Origin of the sequence: Corallococcus sp. AB045 (assembly GCF_003668895.1) — a bacterium.
GTDB classification, from domain to species: domain Bacteria; phylum Myxococcota; class Myxococcia; order Myxococcales; family Myxococcaceae; genus Corallococcus; species Corallococcus coralloides.
This window is the reverse complement of the sequence record NZ_RAWN01000041.1, coordinates 11,028-28,754: the sequence shown is the minus strand read 5'-3', so window position 1 is coordinate 28,754 and position 17,727 is coordinate 11,028. Positions and strand designations below refer to the sequence as shown.

The following is a 17,727-nucleotide window of genomic DNA, read 5'->3' as shown; positions in this document are numbered from 1 at the left end:
AATCCCTTCCATATCCAACACGCTGCGTCTCGTACGTTCGTCCAAGACATCTCACTCACACTCCGGGGTGATGCGGACTCCCTGGGGCCTACGCGACGCTCCCCTGCGCACACGAAGCCCAGGCAAGGGAGCCACATGCCCAGCGTCATCGTGGTGGGAGGGGGCGTCGCGGGACTGACGGTCGCGCACGAGCTGGTGGAGCGCGGCTTCGAGGTCCACGTCTTCGACACGCGGACGAGCTGGGGCGGCAAGGCCCGCTCACAGCCGGTGGTGGGCACCGGGACCCAGGGCCGGCGCGACCTGCCAGGCGAGCACGGCTTCCGCTTCTACCCGCGCTTCTACCGCCACGTCATCGACATGATGCAGCGCACGCCCGCCGGTCCTGGCGCGGCCACGCCCACGGTGGAGCAGCAGCTCAAGGCGACCACGGAGAGCGCCATCGCGCTCATCGACGAGGACACGTGGTACCGCTTCTCCCGCCGCAAGCTGGACAAGCCCTATGACGTCCTGGAGGCGCTGGAGCTGTTCTTCCAGAAGCTGGACTTCGACAAGGCCGACAGCAGCCTCTACAGCCTCAAGATCCTCCAATTCCTCTCATCCAGTGAAGCCCGCCGGTTCGGCCAGTATGAGCGGATGTCCTGGTGGGACTTCGCGCAGGGGGACCTGTACTCGCCGAAGTTCCAGCGGCAGCTGCGGGCCGTGCCGCGCACGATGGTGGCCATGGATCCGCGGCGCGGGTCCGCGCGGACGATTGGCGCCATCTCCATGCAGCTCATCCTCGACTTCGCCCAGAGCGGGGTGAACAACGACCGGACGATGGGCGGCCCCACCAGCCAGCTGTGGCTCGACCCCTGGATTGCCCACCTGCGCGGACTGGGCGTGCAGTTCCACGCGGGCATCGGCTGCACCGGGCTGGACGTCGCGGGCGGGCGCATCGCCAGGGTCCGCCTCACCAACGGCGAGCCCCGCACGGCCGACCACTACGTGCTCGCGGTGCCGCTGGAGGCGGCGCATGCGCTGATGACCCCGGAGCTGGCCGCGTTGGACCCTGCGCTGGCCAGGCTGCGCGCGGCGGACGTGGAGCAGCTGGTGTCCTGGATGGTGGGCATCCAGTTCTTCCTCTACGAGGACGTGCCGCTGGTCCGCGGCCACACCTTCTATCCGGACTCGCCCTGGGCGCTGACGTCCATCTCGCAGCCGCAGTTCTGGCGCGAGCTGGGGCTGTTCCGGCGCGTGTTCGGGGATGGGCAGGTGGGCGGGCTGCTGTCCATCGATGTCTCGGATTGGAACACGCCCGGCACGTTCGTTCCGAAGCGCGCGAAGGACTGCACGCCGGAGGAGATAAGCACGGAGGTCTGGGGACAGCTCAAGGCGGCGCTCAACGGGCTCGACCCGGACGAGCAGGTGCTGACCGACGAGCTCCTGCACTCCTTCCACCTGGACGCGGACCTGGACTACGGCGGAGGGCTGCCGCCGCGCAACTCGTCCGGCCTGCTGGTCCATCCGCCCGGCTCCTGGGACGTGCGTCCGGAGGCCGCGAGCGCCATCCCCAATCTCTGCCTCGCGGCGGACTACGTCCGTACGCACACGGACCTGGCCTCCATGGAAGGGGCGTGCGAGGCGGGCCGTCGCGCGGTCAATGCCATCCTCGACCGGACGCAGTCCCAGTCCCGCCGCGCGCTCATCTGGCCCCTGGAGGAGCCGGCGTGGGTGGAGCCGTGGAAGCGCCTGGACGCGGCGCTGTATCAACGCGGACGCCCGCACCTGTTCGAGCTGCTGGGCCTGCGCACCGCGGTCCAGGCCTCGGACGTGCTGCGCCGCTTCGCGGCGCTCACGGGCCTCACCGACGTGGATGATTGGCTGGACCAGTTCCGCGTCTCCAACGTGGTGGACGCGCTGCTGGAGCGGCTGGGCATCGACTGAGCGACGGAGGACTACTGGAGCGACGGCTGCTCCTGTTCCTCCTTGCTGGCCTTGGCGTAGTCCTCCGCGCCGGTGAAGTCGACGACGCGGCAGGGTTCATCGCCCACGACCCAGGCGTCATGGCCTGACGGGATGAAGGCGACGTCGCCCGGCTCCAGGTCCAGCTCCTGACCGTCATTCATCAGGACGTGCATCCGCCCGGACAGGACGCTGAGGGTGTGGACCACCTCGCAGCGCTCCGTGCCCGCGATGGGTTTCACGTGCTCCGACCACCGCCAGCCGGGCTCGAAGTAGCCCCTGCCGATGCTGAGCGCTCCCATGTTCAGGACGATGGCCTCTCCGTGCGACACGAAGGGCCGGCGCTCGTCCGCCTCGTTGGCCTTCTTGATGATGGCGCGTGCCATGGTGCAATCCCTCGCGGTGAATGGGTCCTGGGAAAGCTGGGGGCTCCGCGCGCCGGAGGAAAGGGTTCGAGCCCGGACGCGAGCGGTGCACCGGAGCACGGGGTGTAGCGCCCGTCCCCACCTCCGTACCTTCGTGCCGCAAACCGGTCCCGAGGGAATCAAGCCATGCGCCTCACGTCGCGCCTTGCCCTGTGGGCATGTCTGTTCATCGCGCAGGGATGCCGCACGCATCACGAGCCGCCTCCCGCGCCTCCACCCACGCCGCCCACGGCCACCGCCCGGCCGCTCAACCTGGCGAAGCCGGAAGCCATCGAGTTCGAGTTCGGCCAGCCCCAGGCCACCGCCTGCAATTGCTTCAAGGCGGACGCCAGCGCGAAGGAGGCGGGCGCATGCGCCACGCCGCGCTTTGGCACGTACCTGCTCGCGCTGACGTGGGCCCCCACCTTCTGCCGGACCCACCCGGACAAGGAGGAGTGCGGGGACCTGGAAGAATCCTTCGGCGCGACGCACCTCACCATCCACGGGCTGTGGCCCCAGTTCAACGACGAGGAGGCGCGGGAGCTCAACTGCACCTATCCGGCGTACTGCGGTGGGCTCTGCGAATGCCAGGGCAGCAATGCCCCTTCGAAGTGCTTCCCCGACCCCGCCACGATTCCGCCCGCCATGGGCACCTACGGGCCGGGCTTCGTCACGGACAACTTCTTCCTCGCGAACCACGAGTGGCCCAAGCACGGCAGCTGCACGGGGATGGATACCCGGACCTATTTCCAGAGCACCATCGACGCGCTGCTGTCATTGCCGGGCGACCAGGGGACGCCGGCCGCGATCACGGACAACGTCGGCGGGAGCGTGGCGCTGGAGAACCTGCGCGCCGCGTTCGGACAGGGCGACAGCGTCGCCTTCTCTTGCGACCCGAACTGCAACCTCATGGAGGTCGGCGTCTGCTTCTCCGTGGATGATCAGCGGCGCCCGGCGGCGCGCATGACGTGCCCGACGAACGTCACCGGCGGCGCCACCAACAACTGCATGGGCAATGGTTCTCAACCCCGCTGCCCCATGGTGAAGATCCAGGCCGCGAAGTCCGGTGTCGGGCCGTCCCCCTCCTGCGGACAGCCGGGCCAGGGCCCGGCGTGCACGAATGATCAGCTCTGCCAGAACCAGGGCTGGGTCCGCTGCGCGCGCTCCGGGTGCTGCACCACCGTGCCCAAGCGCTGAAGGCCCGGGCCAGGCTCGGTGTCGTCAGGCCACGGCCTGGAGGTCGGCGGCGCGCGGCACCTTCGCGGCGGCGGCGCGCACCAACTCCGGGCTCGCGCCGTCCTTGTGGGCGTTCTCGCTCAGGTGCCGGCGCCAGGCGCGCGCGCCGGGCAGGCCCTGGAAGAGGCCCAGCATGTGCCGGGTGATGGCGCCCAGCGGCGCCCCCTGGCTCATCTGCGTTTCGATGTACGGCAGCATCGCGTCCACCACCTCGTGCCGCGTGAGGGGCGCCTGCGTGCCGCCGAAGAAGCGCCGGTCCGCGTCCGCCAGGAGGTACGGGGATTCGTAGGGCGCGCGGCCCATCATCACGCCATCCACGCGGCCCAGGTGCTCCGCCGCCGCGTCCAGCGTCTTGATGCCGCCGTTGAGGCTGATGTCCAGGTGCGGGTACTCGGCCTTGAGCCGGTGCACCAGGTCGTAGCGCAGGGGCGGCACGTCCCGGTTCTCCTTGGGGGACAGGCCCTGCAGCCACGCCTTGCGCGCGTGCACGATGAAGCGCGTGCAGCCCGCCGCGGAGACGCGCCGCACGAAGTCCTCCAGCGTGGGCCACTCCTCCAGGTCGTCGATGGCGATGCGCGACTTCACCGTCACGGGGATGCGCACCGCTTCGCGCATGGCGGCGACACCGCGCGCCACGAGGTCCGGCTCCGCCATCAGGCACGCGCCGAAGCGGCCGGACTGCACGCGGTCGCTGGGGCAGCCCACGTTGAGGTTGATCTCGTCGTAGCCCCACTCCTCGCCAATGCGCGCGGAGGCGGCCAGGTCCGCGGGCTCCGAGCCGCCCAGCTGGAGGGCCACGGGGTGCTCGGCGGGCGTGAAGCCCAGCAGGCGGTCGCGCTTGCCGTGCAGCACCGCGCCCGTGGTCACCATCTCCGTGTAGAGCAGCGTGTGGCGGGAGATGAGCCGGAAGAAGTACCGGCAGTGCCGGTCCGTCCAGTCCATCATCGGCGCGACACACAGCGGCATGGGGTAGGCCAGGGCAGTCATCGCCCTACCCATATCCGGACTCCCGCCGTCCGCCCAGGGTCTCCCGAGGCCCCCTCTGGCGGCAGGCGGACGACCGAGCCCAGGCGGGCACCACCGGCCCTATGCTCGCGGGCCATGTCCCCTTCCCCGCCCTGGCTTCCCGCCGTCCGGAACAACGCGGAGTGGTGCGACGCCGTCTGCCGCGCCCACGGCCGCCCGGGCCGGTTCGAGGACGGCCTGTGGCTCAACCCAGCGCCAGTGCCGGCCTTCTATCCCAATGCCGTCACGCTGACGGCGGACCGCACGGAAGCCACGCTCCACGCCCTGTCCCGACTGGAGCTGCCGGGCCGCTGGGGCGTGAAGGACAGCTTCGCGACGCTCGACCTCGCCGCGCACGGCTTCGACCTGCTGTTCGAGGCCTGGTGGATCCACCTGGCGGCCACCGCGCCCGTGCCGTCCCCTGCTTCAAGCACGGCGTGGCGCAAGGTGCGGACACCGGAGGAGTTGGAGGCGTGGGAGGCCGCATGGAGCGGCCTGCCCCCGGGAGCGAGGCCCGCGCCCGGGGCGCGCGTGTTTCCTCCCTCGCTGCTCCAGGAGGAGGGCGTCGTCTTCCTTGCCGCGGGTGAGGGGACGCGCCCCCAGGCCGGAGGCATTGCCTCCTTCGCCGCGAAAGCGGTCGGACTGTCGAACACGTTCCGCGTCGAAGGCGCGCCCGCCGCGCTGGACGCGGAGCTGCTCGCGCACGTCCGAGCCCATTTCCCGGGCCAGCCCGTCGTCGGCTACGAGCACGGCGAGGCGCTCGACGCCTGGCGGGCCCTGGGCTTCGAGTCCGGGGGACCGCTCAGGGTGTGGCTCAGGCGGGAGGGCTGAGCACCACGCCCTGCTCCGCGAGCCACACGTCCACCAGCCGCTGGCCGGCGTCCGTCAGCGTGAAGCCCAGCCCGGCCCACTGCTGGCCGTTGAGCATCACCACCTGGCCCAGCGCGCGGGCGAAGGCCACCTCCGGCGCCGCGTGCTTGAGCAGCGCGCCCGCGTAGTGGTGCAGGAACAGGTCGAAGTTCTTCGCGAAGTCCGGGTGCCCGGGCAGCGAGTCGCTGCGCGTGTCCGCCGTCACGTCATACGTCTGGATGACCGCGCCGAAGCCCAGCACGTCCACCAGGAACGCCTGCATCCGGTCCTTCCCCCGCACCCGCCCGGGCAGCCACCGCTCAGGCCCCGCCGGCGTCTGGAACGTCCACAGGCCGCGTTGACGCGTGGCGGCGAACGGCAGCCCCCCACCCTTCCGCTCCACCTGGACCGCCCGCCGGTGCACCCTCAGAGGCGAGGTCTCCGAACGCGCGGGGAAGTAGACGATGACCGCCGGTGCGGAGCGCGCGCAGTTCATGGGAGACACGACTCCAGAGGGGGAACACCTGCACCGGAATTATCCCGCGCCAGTGCCCAGGAGTTGCTTCCCGCTCAACGCTTTTCAGGGGCCGCCCGGCATGGGCCCGGCCAGCGCCTCCACGGCCTCGGGGAGCATGCCCCGTTCGAGCGCGGCCTGGACGGCGTTCATCTGGGCGGTCACCTCCGCGCGAGACACCTTGGCGCCCGCGCCGTCGCGCACCAGCAGCTCCAGGGTGGCCTGGGCCAGCAGCAGCGGCAGCGTGGTGAAGGCGAGCACGTCCCGGGGCGCCCCCGCCAGGTGCAGGGAGCGCACGTAGCGCGCCGCGGCGATCAGGTCCTGGCCCGCGAGCCGCTCCACGTCCTGGAGCTGCACGCCGTCCGGCAGCCACACGCGGCCCTCCTTCCGGTCCTGGCGCGCGTCCTTGAGGATGTTGACCAGCTGGAGCCCCTCACCGAACAGCGGCGCCACCGAGCGCAGGTTCGGCGCGTACGGCGCGAGGCGCGGCTCCAGGACGAACAGCTCCGTGAGCAGCTCGCCCACCAGTCCCGCCACGATGTAGCAATAGTCACGCAGGGACTGGAGCGACCCGAGCTTCAACTGCCCGTCTTCGGAAGCACCGGCCAGCACCTGCCCCATGCCCTGCACCGTCTTCACGACGAAGTGGCGCAGGATGGCGCCGGCCTCCGGGCGCAGCGCGTCCAGGCTCGCCAGCAGCGTGGGCGTGCGCGCGAGCAGGTCCAGGTAGCCCGCGTTCTCGCTGGGACGGCGCGCCAGCCACTCGCGCGACAGCGCCCCGGCGTCCACGCCCGGCTTCTCCTGGAGCAGCGCTTCGAAGGCGGCCAGTGCCTCCCGCCGCTCGTCGCGCGACCAGGGGGCGGCGTCCTCCAGCGTGTCGGCGACGCGCAAGAGCAGGTAGCCCAGGCCCACCTCGCGGCGCAGCGGCTCGTCGAGCAGCGGGATGGCGAGCGCGAACGTGCGGCTGGTCCGCACGAGGAAGTCCGCCAGCTCGTCATCCCGGAACGGAAGGGCCGTCGCGGTGGGGGCGTCACTCAAAGGAACCGTCCTCCGGGCACGGGCGCGCCTGCCGCCCGCGCCCTCACTGCCACAAGCCATTCACCGACACACGCGAGAACGTGCGGACCCGGCGCGCGGGGCCCAGGACGGACACCGCGCGCCCGGGTTTTCCCGGTGCTTCAGGGCGCCGGGGCGACCGTCGGCTTCGGGGCCACGGGCTGCGCGGGGGCCACGGGCTGGGCCGGCGCGGCGGCGGGCTTCGGCTCCGGCTTCTCGTGCGACTGCAGCATCTTGCCGTTGTCGGCGGCGATGCGGCGGTACCACGCGTCCGGGTAGCGGGGGTGGCCCACCTTGCCCGTGTTGTCGCGCACGTTGCCGTCGATGTACTTCACGAGCAGCTGCTCGCCCAGCTTGCGCCAGCGCGCGTGCACCTTGTCACCCTGCTGAAGGGAGTACTCGGTGAGGTACTGGCGGGCCTGCTCCGGCGTCCGCTTGTAGAGCACCTGCGCGATGCTCTCGATGTTGGCCTGGTCCGCCAGGAACTGGCCCTCCAGGTCGCCCTGCGCCTTCTGCACGTCCACAATCATGTCGCTCCAGCGCCCGTAGGCCTGGTTCGACACCCAGTTGAAGACCCAGAAGGACGAGTCCCAGGAGAACTCACCGCGGCCGGCCACGCCCTGGGCGAAGTTCTTCGGCACCTGCCGGATGCCCGCGTACATGGGCGTGTAGACGGTGGTGAAGGTGTCATCCACGCCGAACCAGAGCACCCCGCCGATGGCGTCCGGCAGCGCCGAGCGCATCTGCGCGACGAAGGAGAAGCCCGTCTGCTGCGTGGAGATGGCGCGCTCGTGCACGTAGTTCTTGCCGTCCACGTCCCACGTCATGGGGCGCCAGCGGTAGGGCACCGCGTAGGGCCCCGCGCCCACGTCCTTGGACATGTCCAGCGGCGTGCCTTCGAAGTGGTCGCGCATGAGCGCCATGGCGTCCTGCACGGACACCTTCTTGTCCGGCTTCACCCACAGGGGCAGCCGCTTCGTGGTGTCCGCGCCGTCCGCGTACTCCACGCCCAGCTTCAGGGACGGGGCCGCGCGGCGGAAGATGCTCCACACGCGCGACTCGCTGAAGCGCTGCCCGCCGAAGTCCAGCGGGTGGTACGTGTCCGCGAAGCTGAAGTCCTTGTCCGCGCCCGTGTACCAGCCCTTCGCGCGCGCGAAGGAGATGACGTCCGGCGAGTACAGCGTGGTGGCGCTGTCGTTGAGCGGGAACTGGCGGATGCGCGACTGGTTGGCGTGCGCGGAGAGGTAGCCGTCCGGCAGCTTGCGGGCCACCCACACCGCGCCCTTCTGCCCCTCGCCCTTGCCAATCATCTCCAGGATCCACGCCTCCTTGGAGTCGGCGATGGAGAACGTCTCACCCGTGGACGCGTAGCCGTACTCGGCGACCAGGTCCGTCATCACCTGGATGGCTTCACGCGCCGTCTTCGCGCGCTCCAGCGCGATGTAGATGAGCGAGCCGTAGTCGATGATGCCCGCGGGCCCCTCCAGCTCCTTGCGGCCCGTGAAGGTGGACTCGCTGATGGACAGCTGGTGCTCGTTCATGTTGCCCACCACCGAATAGGTGGCGGCCGGCTGCTTGATGCGGCCCAGGAACTTGCCGGTGTCCCACTCCACGACGTCGCGCATGGAGCCGGCCGCGTGGCGGCGCGCGGGCGTGTAGTACAGCTCGCCGTACAGCTCGTGGGCGTCCGCCGCGTAGGTGATGAACGTGGAGCCGTCCGTCGTGGCGCCCTTCGTCACCAGCATGCTGGTGCAGGCGTCCGCGACGACGGGGGCGACGAGCACCGCCGTCAGCGGCAGCGCGGTGAAGAGGGTCGAAGGGAATCGGTTCATGGCGGCGCAATCTAGCAGGACCGTCGCCCGCTGCCCTCCCGGACAGGTTGCCCGGCACCCAGGCACCCGGGCCCCGGCCGCCCTGCCGCGGGACGCCATGCGAGAAGCCGATGGCCGCCGAGCGCCGCGCTACTTCCCGGCCCTGACGTTGGATGGCACCCGCCGTGTGGGGAGGATAGGGTTGCCTTTTCCTGCCCTGGGTCTTTCCAGAAACCCCGGGCTCCCTTTGGAGGAAGGCGTGACGGAGATCGTGGTGGGCCTGGTGGTGTTCTTCGTCTTCACTGTCGTGCTGGGGCCCGCCTTGTGGAGCTCCCGCATCTGGTGGAGCAAGGCGGACCGGGAGCAGGTGAAGGACAAGTACGGCCGCCCCCAGAAGGACCCGAAGGACGCTTAGGGGCGGCCGCCTGAAGTGCCTGGCTGGCGGCTACTCGTCGTTCTGGCGCAGCGCCGCCAGCACGTTGAGGTCCTCCAGCGTGGTGGTGTCCTGCGAGGACTGCTTGCCCGCGGCCACGTCGCGCAGCAGCCGGCGCATGATCTTCCCGGAGCGCGTCTTGGGCAGCCCTTCCGCGAAGCGGATGACATCCGGCCGCGCGATGGCGCCAATCTCCTTGCCCACGTGCACGGCCAGTTCCTTCTTGAGCGCGTCCGAGGGCGCGTTGCCCTGCTTGAGCGTCACGAAGGCGACGAGCGCCGTGCCCTTCAGGTCATCCGGGCGGCCCACCACGGCGGCCTCGGACACCTTCGGGTGCGCCACGAGCGCGCTCTCCACCTCCGCGGTGCCCAGGCGGTGGCCCGCCACGTTCACCACGTCGTCCACGCGCCCCATCAGCCACACGTAGCCGTCCGCGTCCGTGCGCGCGCCGTCGCCGGTGAAGTACATGCCGGGCAGTTCGCTGAAGTACGTGTTCACGTACCGGTCCGGGTCCCCGTACACGGTGCGCAGCATGGACGGCCAGGGCTTCGTGACGAAGAGCAGCCCGCCCTGCCCCTTCGGCACGCGCTTGCCGTCGCGGTCCAGGATTTCGGTGTGGATGCCAGGCAGCGGGAAGGTGGCGGAGCCGGGCTTGGTGGGCGTGGCGCCGGGCAGCGGTGAGACCATGATGCTGCCCGTCTCCGTCTGCCACCACGTGTCCACGACAGGGCAGCGCCCCCCGCCGATGACGTCGCGGTACCACATCCACGCCTCGGGGTTGATGGGCTCACCCACGCTGCCCAGCAGGCGCAGCGAGGACAGGTTGTGTTTCTTCACCGGCTCGTCGCCCAGGCGCATGAAGGCGCGGATGGCGGTGGGCGCGGTGTAGAGGATGGTGGCCTTGTAGCGCTCGATGATGTCCCAGAAGCGGTCCGGCCCCGGCTGCGTGGGTGCGCCCTCGTAGATGATGGTGGTGACGCCGTTCATCAGCGGGCCGTAGACGACGTACGAGTGGCCCGTCACCCAGCCCACGTCCGCGGTGCACCAGTAGACGTCCTCGTCGCGCAGGTCGAACACCCAGCGCGTGGTGAGCGACGCCATCACCGAGTAGCCAGCCGTCGTGTGCAGCACGCCCTTGGGCTTCCCGGTGGAGCCGGACGTGTAGAGGATGAACAGCGGGTGTTCACTCTCCACCCACTCCGGTTCGCAGACGTCGGACTGGCCCTTCACCAGCGCGTCCCACGCCAGGAACTTCGGACCTTCGGGCAGCTTGCCGTCACCGGTGCGGGTGAGGACGACGACCTTCTCGATGCTGGGGGCGTTCGGGAGCGCGGCCTCCACGTTCTTCATCAGCGGCACCACCGCGCCCTTGCGCCAGCCGCCGTCCGCGGTGAGCAGCACCTTCGCGCCCGCGTCCTTCATGCGGTCCTGGAGCGCTTCGGCGGAGAAGCCGCCGAACACCACCGAGTGCACCGCGCCCAGCCGCGCGCACGCCAGCATCGCGACGGCGGCCTCCGGCACCATGGGCAGGTAGATGCCCACGCGGTCGCCCTTCTTCACGCCCAGGGACTTGAGGCCGTTGGCCAGCCGGTTCACCTGCTGGGACAGCTCTCCGTAGGTGATGCTCCGGCGGTCGCCCGGTTCACCCTCGAAGAGGATGGCGGGCTTGTCCTGGAGCTTCGGCAGGTGCCGGTCCAGGCAGTTGTAGGCAAGGTTGGTCTTCCCCTCGACGAACCAGCGCGCGTGGGGCGGCTTCCAGTCCAGCACCGTCTGGAAGGGTTCCTTCCAGAAGAGTTCCTCGCGGGCGCGGTCGCCCCAGTACTTGTCCGGATCCTTCGCGGCTTCGTCCCACAGCCGCTGATAGTCCTGCATGCCGCGGATGTGGGCCCGCCGGGAGAAGTCCTCGGGCGGGGGGAAGACGCGGGACTCGGTCAGGACCGAGACGATTTCATGCGGGTCTGCCATGGGCGTTCCTCCAGCATTGGCGTGGGAACAGCCCTCCTGTTGTAGGAAGCCCTCTTCACTATCTCAAGGGTTCCCTTCACAGCGGGTGTTCCCCTGAACGCCGTCGAAGCGGATCCACAGCTCGCAGGTGCAGCCGGTGTTGTTGTTGGCGTCGTAGGCCAGCCGCATCTGCCCGCTGAACTCCGTGTCGCACAGGGTGGTCGCGTCCAGGTGCACACGGACCTGGTCGAGCAGGCACTCATTCGTCCCGTCGACGGTGGTGCTGACGTTGGCCACGCTGCCATCGACGGTGAAGGCCTCGCCGTCCTCCAGGACGTAGCCCAGCAGCTGCATGTTCTGCACGCCAAAGTCCGCGCGCACCACGCGTCCGGCGATTTGAAGATTCAACTGGAGGTTGCCCTGGAACTTCTCCAGGAGGTCGCAGTCGTCGCGCAGCGTCTCCGTGGGGATGAGCTCGTACACGCCCTCGTTCTGGCTGTAGGGCAGGCAGCCCGCCAGGGTGGAGGCCAGCAGGACGGTGAGGCAGAGGCGTCTCAGGGTAGACACGGCACGCACCATCGCCCACGGGAGGCATCCGGAACGGGCGCTCGCCAGGGGGCTTTGGGTAGAGTGCGACGCCATGCCTGAATACCGCAACCCCAAACCCACCGTGGACTGCATCATCGAATTGTCCGGCGAGCGCATCGTGCTCATCCGCCGCGCGAACCCGCCGGTGGGCTGGGCGCTGCCGGGCGGCTTCGTGGACGAGGGCGAGCCGCTGGACAAGGCGGCCATCCGCGAGGCCAAGGAGGAGACGGGGCTGGACGTGGAGCTTACGGAGCAGTTCTTCAGCTATTCGGATCCAGCGCGGGACCCGCGCCTGCACACGATTTCGACGGTGTTCATCGCGAAGGCGACGGGCGAGCCGGTGGGCGCGGACGACGCGGCGGAGGCGAAGACGTTCACCGTGGACGCGCTGCCGAAGGACCTGTGCTTCGACCATGGCACCATCCTGTCCGACTACCTGACGTACAAGCGCACCGGGAAGCGCCGCAAGCTGTAGGCGGGAGACGGGCCTCCACGGATGCACTACCTCTTCGTCCTCCTGGCTCTTGGAGCGCTGCTCATCGTCCATGAGCTGGGGCACCTGGTGGCCGCGCGCCTGTTGGGCGTGCGGGTGCCGCGCTTCACCGTGGGCTTCGGGCCGCCGCTCCTGTCATTCCGGCTGGGCGGGACGCAGTTCGTGCTGGGCGCGGTGCCGCTGGGCGCGTCCGCGAACCTGCAGGGGATGAACCCGCACCGCTCCGCGGAGGAGGACACGTCCGGGTTCGGCACGCTGGGGCCGCTCAAGCGGATGGCCATCATCCTCGCGGGGCCGCTGGCGAACTACGCGGTCGCGTTGGGGCTCCTGTTCGCGCTGTATTCGTCCGGGACGCACGTGGTGGTGCCGCTGACGGTGGGCACGGTGCTGCCGGGTTCGGAGGCCGCGCGGGCGCAGCTGTTGCCGGGGGACCGGCTGGTGGGCGTGGACGGCAAGCCGCTGGCGAGCTGGTCGGACTTCGTCGCGCGGGTGGCGGACGGCGTGGGCGGGCAGCTGGAGCTTTCGGTGGACCGGCACGGCGAGCCGCGCAAGGTGACGGTGCGGCCCCGGGCGGACGAGCGCGGCGCGGGGCGCATTGGCGTGAGCCAGCAGTACGTGTTCCGCACGCACGCCCCTGGCGAGGCGTTCACCCAGTCGCTGGTGCACACCGGGCGCGTGGCGTCCGAGGCGCTGTCCACGCTGGTGGCGATGGTGCGCGGGCCGGAGGTCGCGGGCAAGGCCGGGCCGGGCGCGCTGATGCGCCAGGAGTCGTCCGACGTCGCGTCGTCCACTGCGTCCGGGGCGGATGCGCTGGTGCGCGCGTTGGTGGCGGCCTCCGTGGCGCTGGCGATGCTGACGCTGGTGCCGGTGCCGGGACTGGATGGAGGCCGGGTGCTGCTGCTCGCCATCGAGGCGGTGAGCGGCCGGCGCATTCCTCCGCGCGTGGAGACGGTGGCGCAGACCGCCGGGTTCCTCTTCCTGTCGATTGGCATCGTGGCCACGGCGGGCGCGGAGATCCGCCGCGCGCTGCCGTCGCCAGAGGCTCCGCCCCCTGGAGTGAAGCCCCCCGCCGTCGCCACGCCGGCTCCGGCCGCACTGGATGCGGGCGTCGTCGCGGTGGCGAGCCCCGCGCCGGTGGCGACGAAACCGGTGGCCGTGGCCCCCGCGATTCCGGATGCCGGGACGCCCGCGGCCGCTGCCGCTCCTCGGGTGCAGGACGCGGGCACGGTCGTGTCCGTCACCGCGCAGCCGGATGCGGGCTCGGCCGTGTCCGTCACCGCGCGGCCGGATGCGGGCTCAGCCGTGTCCGTCACCGCGCAGCCGGATGCGGGCGCAGCCGTGTCCGTCGCCGCGCGGCCGGATGCGGGGACGTCCGGGTCCGCCGTCGCGCCTCTGGACGCGGGGACTTCCGTGCAGCCGGCGCGCGTCGTGACGCCTTCGTCTCCCTGAGGCGTCCGCCCGCCTGCTCCACTGGCCTCCCGCCTGGGAGCGGAGCCTTTGTTGGATGGCGGGTGCCGCACGGTCGCGGTCGGCCTCAGTGATTGCACGGCCGCATGTGGGCCAATAGAAGCCCAAGGCTTCTTCCACCTCGCGCTGCCCTTCTGAGATCCGCATGCTCCAGTCCCCGTTCCCCGCCGTCCCCCCTTCCGAGGAGCGCCACTTCGCGGGCGGCGGTGAGATGGGTGAGCTGGTGCGCTCGCTGGACTGGTCCCGCACGCCGCTGGGTCCGTCACGCGACTGGCCCGTCAGCCTGAAGACGATGGTGGGCGTCGTCCTCCACAACCGGTTCCCCATGCTCATGTGGTGGGGCCCGGAGATGATCCAGGTCTACAACGACGCGTACCGTCCGGTGCTGGGCCGCAAGCACCCGGGCTCCCTGGGCGCGCCGGGTGAGAAGATCTGGTCGGAGATCTGGGACGTCGTCGGCCCCATGGCGCGGGGCGTGCTCAACGGCGGCCCCGCCACCTGGAGCGAGAACCTGGCGCTGTTCCTCAACAGCCGGGGGTTCGTCGAGGAGACGTTCCACACGTTCTCGTACAGCCCCATCCCCGACGAGCAGGGTGGCGTGGGCGGCGTGCTCGTCACCGTGCGGGAGACGACACAGGAGGTGCAGCTCGACCGGCAGCTGCGCATGCTGCGCGACCTGGCGGCCCGCTCCGCCGACACGAAGTCCCCGGAGCAGGCGTGCCACACCAGCCTGGACGTGCTCGCGGGCAACGACCTGGACCTGCCGTTCTCCCTGCTCTACCTGCTGGACGCGAACGGCGACACCGCGCGCCTCGCGGGCAGCAGCCGATTGCCCGACACCGTCCTGGCCGTGCTGCCCGCGCAGCAGTCTCTCTCCACCGAGTCCGGCACCGACTGGCCCTTCGCCGAGGCCGCCCGCACCGGCGACGCCGTCGTCGTGAAGGACCTGGGGCAGCGCCTCCACGGCCTGCCCGGAGGCCGCTGGAACACGCCGCCGTCGCTCGCCGTGGTGCGCGCCCTGACGCGGCCTGGACAGTCGCGGCCGTCCGGCTTCCTCGTGGGCGGCGTCAGTCCCCGGCGGCTGCTCGACGCGAGCTACCACGCCTTCTTCCAGGCCACCGCCGAGCAGGTCGCCGCCTCGGTCGCCAACGCGCGCGCCTATCAGGAGGAGCGTCAGCGCGCGGAGGAGCTCGCCGCGCTGGACCGCGCGAAGACGGCCTTCTTCAGCAACATCAGCCACGAGCTGCGCACGCCGCTCACGCTGCTCTTGGGTCCCACCGAGGACGCGCTCGCCAGCCCCGAGCGAACACTCCAGGGCGACTCGCTGGAGACGGTGCACCGCAACGCCGTGCGGCTGCGCAAGCTGGTCAACACGCTGCTGGACTTCGCGCGCATCGAGGCCGGGCGCGTGCGCGCCGCCTACGAGCCCACCGACCTGGCCGCCCTCTCCGCCGGGCTCGCCAGCGCCTTCCGCTCCGCCATCGAGCGCGCGGGCCTGGTGCTCGACGTGGACTGCCCCACCCTGCCGGAGCCGGCCTGGGTGGACCACGAGATGTGGGAGAAGATCGTCCTCAACCTCGTCTCCAACGCGCTGAAGTTCACCTTCACCGGCACCATCACCGTGGCGCAGGCGCTGAAGGACGGGCACATCGAGCTGCGTGTCACCGACACCGGCACGGGCATCCCCGCGCACGAGTTGCCCCGCCTGTTCGAGCGCTTCCACCGCGTCCACGGCGCCCGCGCGCGCTCCCACGAAGGCTCCGGCATCGGCCTGGCGCTGGTGCACGAGCTGGTGCGGCTGCACGGCGGCACCCTCACCGTCCAGAGTGAGCTGGAGCGCGGCACCACCTTCACCGTGCGCATCCCCACGGGCTTCGCGCACCTGCCGCCGGAGCACGTGACGTCCGCGAAGAGCCAGCGCTCGCTGCCCGCGGGCGCGGACCCCTACGTACGCGACGCGCTGGGCTGGCTCACGGAAGTGCCGCCCCCTCCGGGCGAGGACGGCGGGACGCCCCCGGCCCTCGACCCGGCGTCGATGGGCATGGAGGAGCGCGGGCGAGTGCTGCTCGCGGACGACAACGCGGACATGCGCGAGTACGTGGGCCGGCTGCTGGGTGCGCACTGGACGGTGGAGGCGGTGGCGGATGGCGAGGCCGCGCTCCAGGCCGCGCTCGCCCGGTCCCCGGACCTCATCCTGTCCGACGTGATGATGCCCCGGATGGACGGCTTCGAGCTGCTCCAGGCCCTGCGCGCGGACGAGCGCACCCGCACGGTGCCCGTCATCCTGCTGTCCGCCCGCGCGGGCGAGGAGGCCCAGGAGGAGGGCCTCACCGCGGGCGCGGATGACTACCTGGTGAAGCCCTTCTCCACGCGCGACCTGCTCGCGCGCGTCACCGCGCAGCTCACCCGTTCCCGCCTGCGCAAGCTGGAGGCCGCGCACGGTGAGCGGCTGGCGCGCATCTTCCAGCACGCGCCCGTGGGCATCGCCATCCTGCGCGGCCCGGAGCACGTCTTCGAGTTCGCCAACGAGAACTACCTCAAGCTCATCGCGCACCGGAACGTGACGGGCAAGAGCATCCGCGAAGCCCTGCCGGACCTGGCGCACCAGGGCATCTACGAATTGCTGGACGGCGTCTACGCCACGGGCGAGCCGCACATCGGCCGCTCGCTGCGCGTCGTCTTCAACGACGGCCCCAACCAGTCCGCGCGCGAGGTGTTCTCCGACTTCGTCTACCAGCCCATGAGCGACGCGAAGGGCCAGGTGGAGTCCATCATCGTGGTCGCCTTCGACGTGACGGAGCTGGCCACCGCGCGCCGCGAGGCGGAGTCCGCCAACCGCGCCAAGGACGAGTTCCTCGCGATGCTCGGCCACGAGCTGCGCAACCCCCTGGCCCCCATCCTCACCGCGCTCCAGCTGATGCGCCTGAGGGGAGAAACGGCGGCGGAGCGCGAGCGGACGCTCATCGAGCGGCAGGTGACGCACCTGGTGCGCATGGTGGACGACCTGCTGGACGTCAGCCGCGTCACCCGGGGCAAGGTCACCCTCAAGCGCGAGCGCGTCACGCTCACCGACGTGGTGGCCAAGGCCATCGAGCAGATCAGCCCGCTCATCGACCAGCGCCAGCACACGCTGGAGGTGGACCTGCCGGACCGGGGCATGGACCTGCACGGCGACCCCACGCGCCTGGCGCAGGTGTTCGCCAACCTGCTCACCAACGCCGCCAAGTACACGGAGCCGGGCGGCCTCCTGGCCGTGACGGGCACGCGCGAAGGCCGGGAGCTCGTGCTCAGCGTGCGCGACACCGGCGTGGGCATCGATCCGGAGATGCTGCCGCGCGTGTTCGACCTCTTCGTGCAGGAGCATCAGGCCCTGGACCGCTCCCAGGGTGGACTGGGGCTGGGGCTCGCCATCGCGCGCAGCCTGGTGACGCTGCACGAAGGCGCCATCAGCGCGCACAGCGCGGGCCGGGGCCGCGGCAGCACCTTCACCGTGCGCCTGCCCGCGCTGGAGGCGGAAGCCCCCGCCGCGCTGCCCACGCCGCAGCCCGGCGCGCTCATCCCCCAGGAGCCCACCGCCGTGAGCGCGCGCGTGCTCATCGTGGACGACAACCGGGACGCGGCGGACGTGCTGTCCGAGTCCCTGGAGTTCCTGGGCTGCACGACGCGCGTGTCCTACGACGGCCCCAGCGGCCTGGAGGCGGCGAAGGAGTTCCGCCCCGAAATCGCGCTCCTGGACATCGGCCTGCCGGTGATGGACGGCTACGAGCTGGCCCGCCTGCTCCGCCAGCAGGAGGAGCCCCGCCCCCTCAAGCTGGTGGCGGTGACGGGGTACGGCCAGGAGTCCGACCGCCAGCGCTCCAAGGCCGCGGGCTTCGACGCGCACCTGGTGAAGCCGCTGCACTTCGAGACGCTGGAGGCCCTGCTCAAGGAGCTGACGGGCGCCTGAGGGGCAGGCCGCCCGTCGGCCAGGGGACGTCCGGCCCCAC

Annotated in this window: 14 protein-coding genes; 7 read left to right on the top strand and 7 right to left on the bottom strand. The window is 71.0% G+C overall.

The annotated features are described in order from the left end of the window. Window positions 1-135: 135 nt before the first annotated feature. Complete coding sequence (locus tag D7Y21_RS12545) at window positions 136-1,923, top strand: FAD-dependent oxidoreductase (RefSeq protein ID WP_121713348.1); 1,788 nt, start codon at window positions 136-138, stop codon at window positions 1,921-1,923. Between the two features lie 11 nt (window positions 1,924-1,934). Here D7Y21_RS12545 and D7Y21_RS12540 read toward each other — a convergent pair whose 3' ends face one another. Next, on the bottom strand, window positions 1,935-2,327 hold the full coding sequence (locus D7Y21_RS12540) for a cupin domain-containing protein (RefSeq protein ID WP_120563317.1): 393 nt from the start codon (window positions 2,325-2,327) through the stop codon (window positions 1,935-1,937). Window positions 2,328-2,492: 165 nt separating this feature from the next. Between D7Y21_RS12540 and D7Y21_RS12535 the strand changes: the two genes are divergently transcribed. Beyond that, on the top strand, window positions 2,493-3,542 hold the full coding sequence (locus D7Y21_RS12535; protein WP_120563318.1) for a hypothetical protein: 1,050 nt from the start codon (window positions 2,493-2,495) through the stop codon (window positions 3,540-3,542). A gap of 24 nt (window positions 3,543-3,566) precedes the next feature. Here the strand turns inward: D7Y21_RS12535 and dusA are convergent, their stop codons facing one another. Then, a complete protein-coding gene (gene dusA / locus D7Y21_RS12530) occupies window positions 3,567-4,568 on the bottom strand; it encodes a tRNA dihydrouridine(20/20a) synthase DusA (protein ID WP_120563319.1) in 1,002 nt (333 codons plus the stop codon). Between the two features lie 114 nt (window positions 4,569-4,682). Here dusA and D7Y21_RS12525 point away from each other — a divergent pair, with 114 nt between their 5' ends. Beyond that, window positions 4,683-5,417: a hypothetical protein gene (locus tag D7Y21_RS12525; protein WP_121713346.1), complete on the top strand. Its 735-nt coding sequence runs from the start codon at window positions 4,683-4,685 to the stop codon at window positions 5,415-5,417. On the opposite strand, the gene D7Y21_RS12520 is transcribed toward D7Y21_RS12525, so the two are convergent. The 3 genes from D7Y21_RS12520 to D7Y21_RS12510 all read right to left on the bottom strand — a co-directional run bounded on the left by D7Y21_RS12520 (window position 5,401) and on the right by D7Y21_RS12510 (window position 8,837). Further along, window positions 5,401-5,931, bottom strand: a complete 531-nt coding sequence (locus D7Y21_RS12520) for a hypothetical protein (protein ID WP_121713345.1) — start codon at window positions 5,929-5,931, stop codon at window positions 5,401-5,403. The genes D7Y21_RS12525 and D7Y21_RS12520 overlap by 17 nt on opposite strands. A gap of 84 nt (window positions 5,932-6,015) precedes the next feature. Further along, on the bottom strand, window positions 6,016-6,987 hold the full coding sequence (locus D7Y21_RS12515) for a squalene/phytoene synthase family protein (protein WP_158627282.1): 972 nt from the start codon (window positions 6,985-6,987) through the stop codon (window positions 6,016-6,018). Between the two features lie 140 nt (window positions 6,988-7,127). Further along, window positions 7,128-8,837 carry a dipeptidase gene (locus tag D7Y21_RS12510; protein WP_120563323.1) on the bottom strand — a complete coding sequence of 570 codons (1,710 nt, stop codon included), beginning with the start codon at window positions 8,835-8,837 and terminating at the stop codon, window positions 7,128-7,130. A 238-nt stretch (window positions 8,838-9,075) separates the two neighbouring features. Here D7Y21_RS12510 and D7Y21_RS41765 point away from each other — a divergent pair, with 238 nt between their 5' ends. Continuing rightward, window positions 9,076-9,231 carry a hypothetical protein gene (locus D7Y21_RS41765; protein WP_158619257.1) on the top strand — a complete coding sequence of 52 codons (156 nt, stop codon included), beginning with the start codon at window positions 9,076-9,078 and terminating at the stop codon, window positions 9,229-9,231. 30 nt (window positions 9,232-9,261) lie between these two features. Here the strand turns inward: D7Y21_RS41765 and acs are convergent, their stop codons facing one another. Both acs and D7Y21_RS12500 read right to left on the bottom strand, forming a co-directional pair. Further along, window positions 9,262-11,214 carry an acetate--CoA ligase gene (gene acs, locus D7Y21_RS12505; protein WP_121713341.1) on the bottom strand — a complete coding sequence of 651 codons (1,953 nt, stop codon included), beginning with the start codon at window positions 11,212-11,214 and terminating at the stop codon, window positions 9,262-9,264. A 63-nt stretch (window positions 11,215-11,277) separates the two neighbouring features. Continuing rightward, window positions 11,278-11,760 carry a hypothetical protein gene (locus D7Y21_RS12500; RefSeq protein WP_233612074.1) on the bottom strand — a complete coding sequence of 161 codons (483 nt, stop codon included), beginning with the start codon at window positions 11,758-11,760 and terminating at the stop codon, window positions 11,278-11,280. A 73-nt stretch (window positions 11,761-11,833) separates the two neighbouring features. Here D7Y21_RS12500 and D7Y21_RS12495 point away from each other — a divergent pair, with 73 nt between their 5' ends. The 3 genes from D7Y21_RS12495 to D7Y21_RS12485 all read left to right on the top strand — a co-directional run bounded on the left by D7Y21_RS12495 (window position 11,834) and on the right by D7Y21_RS12485 (window position 17,687). Next, window positions 11,834-12,256, top strand: coding sequence for an NUDIX hydrolase (locus tag D7Y21_RS12495; protein WP_120563326.1), 423 nt, complete (start codon window positions 11,834-11,836; stop codon window positions 12,254-12,256). Window positions 12,257-12,277: 21 nt separating this feature from the next. Beyond that, window positions 12,278-13,723, top strand: a complete 1,446-nt coding sequence (locus tag D7Y21_RS12490) for an RIP metalloprotease (protein WP_121713337.1) — start codon at window positions 12,278-12,280, stop codon at window positions 13,721-13,723. 163 nt (window positions 13,724-13,886) lie between these two features. Next, on the top strand, window positions 13,887-17,687 hold the full coding sequence (locus D7Y21_RS12485; protein WP_121713335.1) for an ATP-binding protein: 3,801 nt from the start codon (window positions 13,887-13,889) through the stop codon (window positions 17,685-17,687). Window positions 17,688-17,727 lie beyond the last annotated feature (40 nt).

What these genes read in the sequence shown, in the direction of transcription:
- D7Y21_RS12545 (WP_121713348.1), top strand. Translation starts at nt 136, where the DNA reads ATGCCCAGCGTCATCGTGGTGGGAGGGGGCGTCGCGGGACTGACGGTC.
- acs (WP_121713341.1), bottom strand. Translation starts at nt 11,214, where the DNA reads ATGGCAGACCCGCATGAAATCGTCTCGGTCCTGACCGAGTCCCGCGTC.
- dusA (WP_120563319.1), bottom strand. Translation starts at nt 4,568, where the DNA reads ATGACTGCCCTGGCCTACCCCATGCCGCTGTGTGTCGCGCCGATGATG.
- D7Y21_RS12510 (WP_120563323.1), bottom strand. Translation starts at nt 8,837, where the DNA reads ATGAACCGATTCCCTTCGACCCTCTTCACCGCGCTGCCGCTGACGGCG.
- D7Y21_RS12495 (WP_120563326.1), top strand. Translation starts at nt 11,834, where the DNA reads ATGCCTGAATACCGCAACCCCAAACCCACCGTGGACTGCATCATCGAA.
- D7Y21_RS12485 (WP_121713335.1), top strand. Translation starts at nt 13,887, where the DNA reads ATGCTCCAGTCCCCGTTCCCCGCCGTCCCCCCTTCCGAGGAGCGCCAC.
- D7Y21_RS12520 (WP_121713345.1), bottom strand. Translation starts at nt 5,931, where the DNA reads ATGAACTGCGCGCGCTCCGCACCGGCGGTCATCGTCTACTTCCCCGCG.
- D7Y21_RS12490 (WP_121713337.1), top strand. Translation starts at nt 12,278, where the DNA reads ATGCACTACCTCTTCGTCCTCCTGGCTCTTGGAGCGCTGCTCATCGTC.
- D7Y21_RS12535 (WP_120563318.1), top strand. Translation starts at nt 2,493, where the DNA reads ATGCGCCTCACGTCGCGCCTTGCCCTGTGGGCATGTCTGTTCATCGCG.
- D7Y21_RS12525 (WP_121713346.1), top strand. Translation starts at nt 4,683, where the DNA reads ATGTCCCCTTCCCCGCCCTGGCTTCCCGCCGTCCGGAACAACGCGGAG.
- D7Y21_RS12540 (WP_120563317.1), bottom strand. Translation starts at nt 2,327, where the DNA reads ATGGCACGCGCCATCATCAAGAAGGCCAACGAGGCGGACGAGCGCCGG.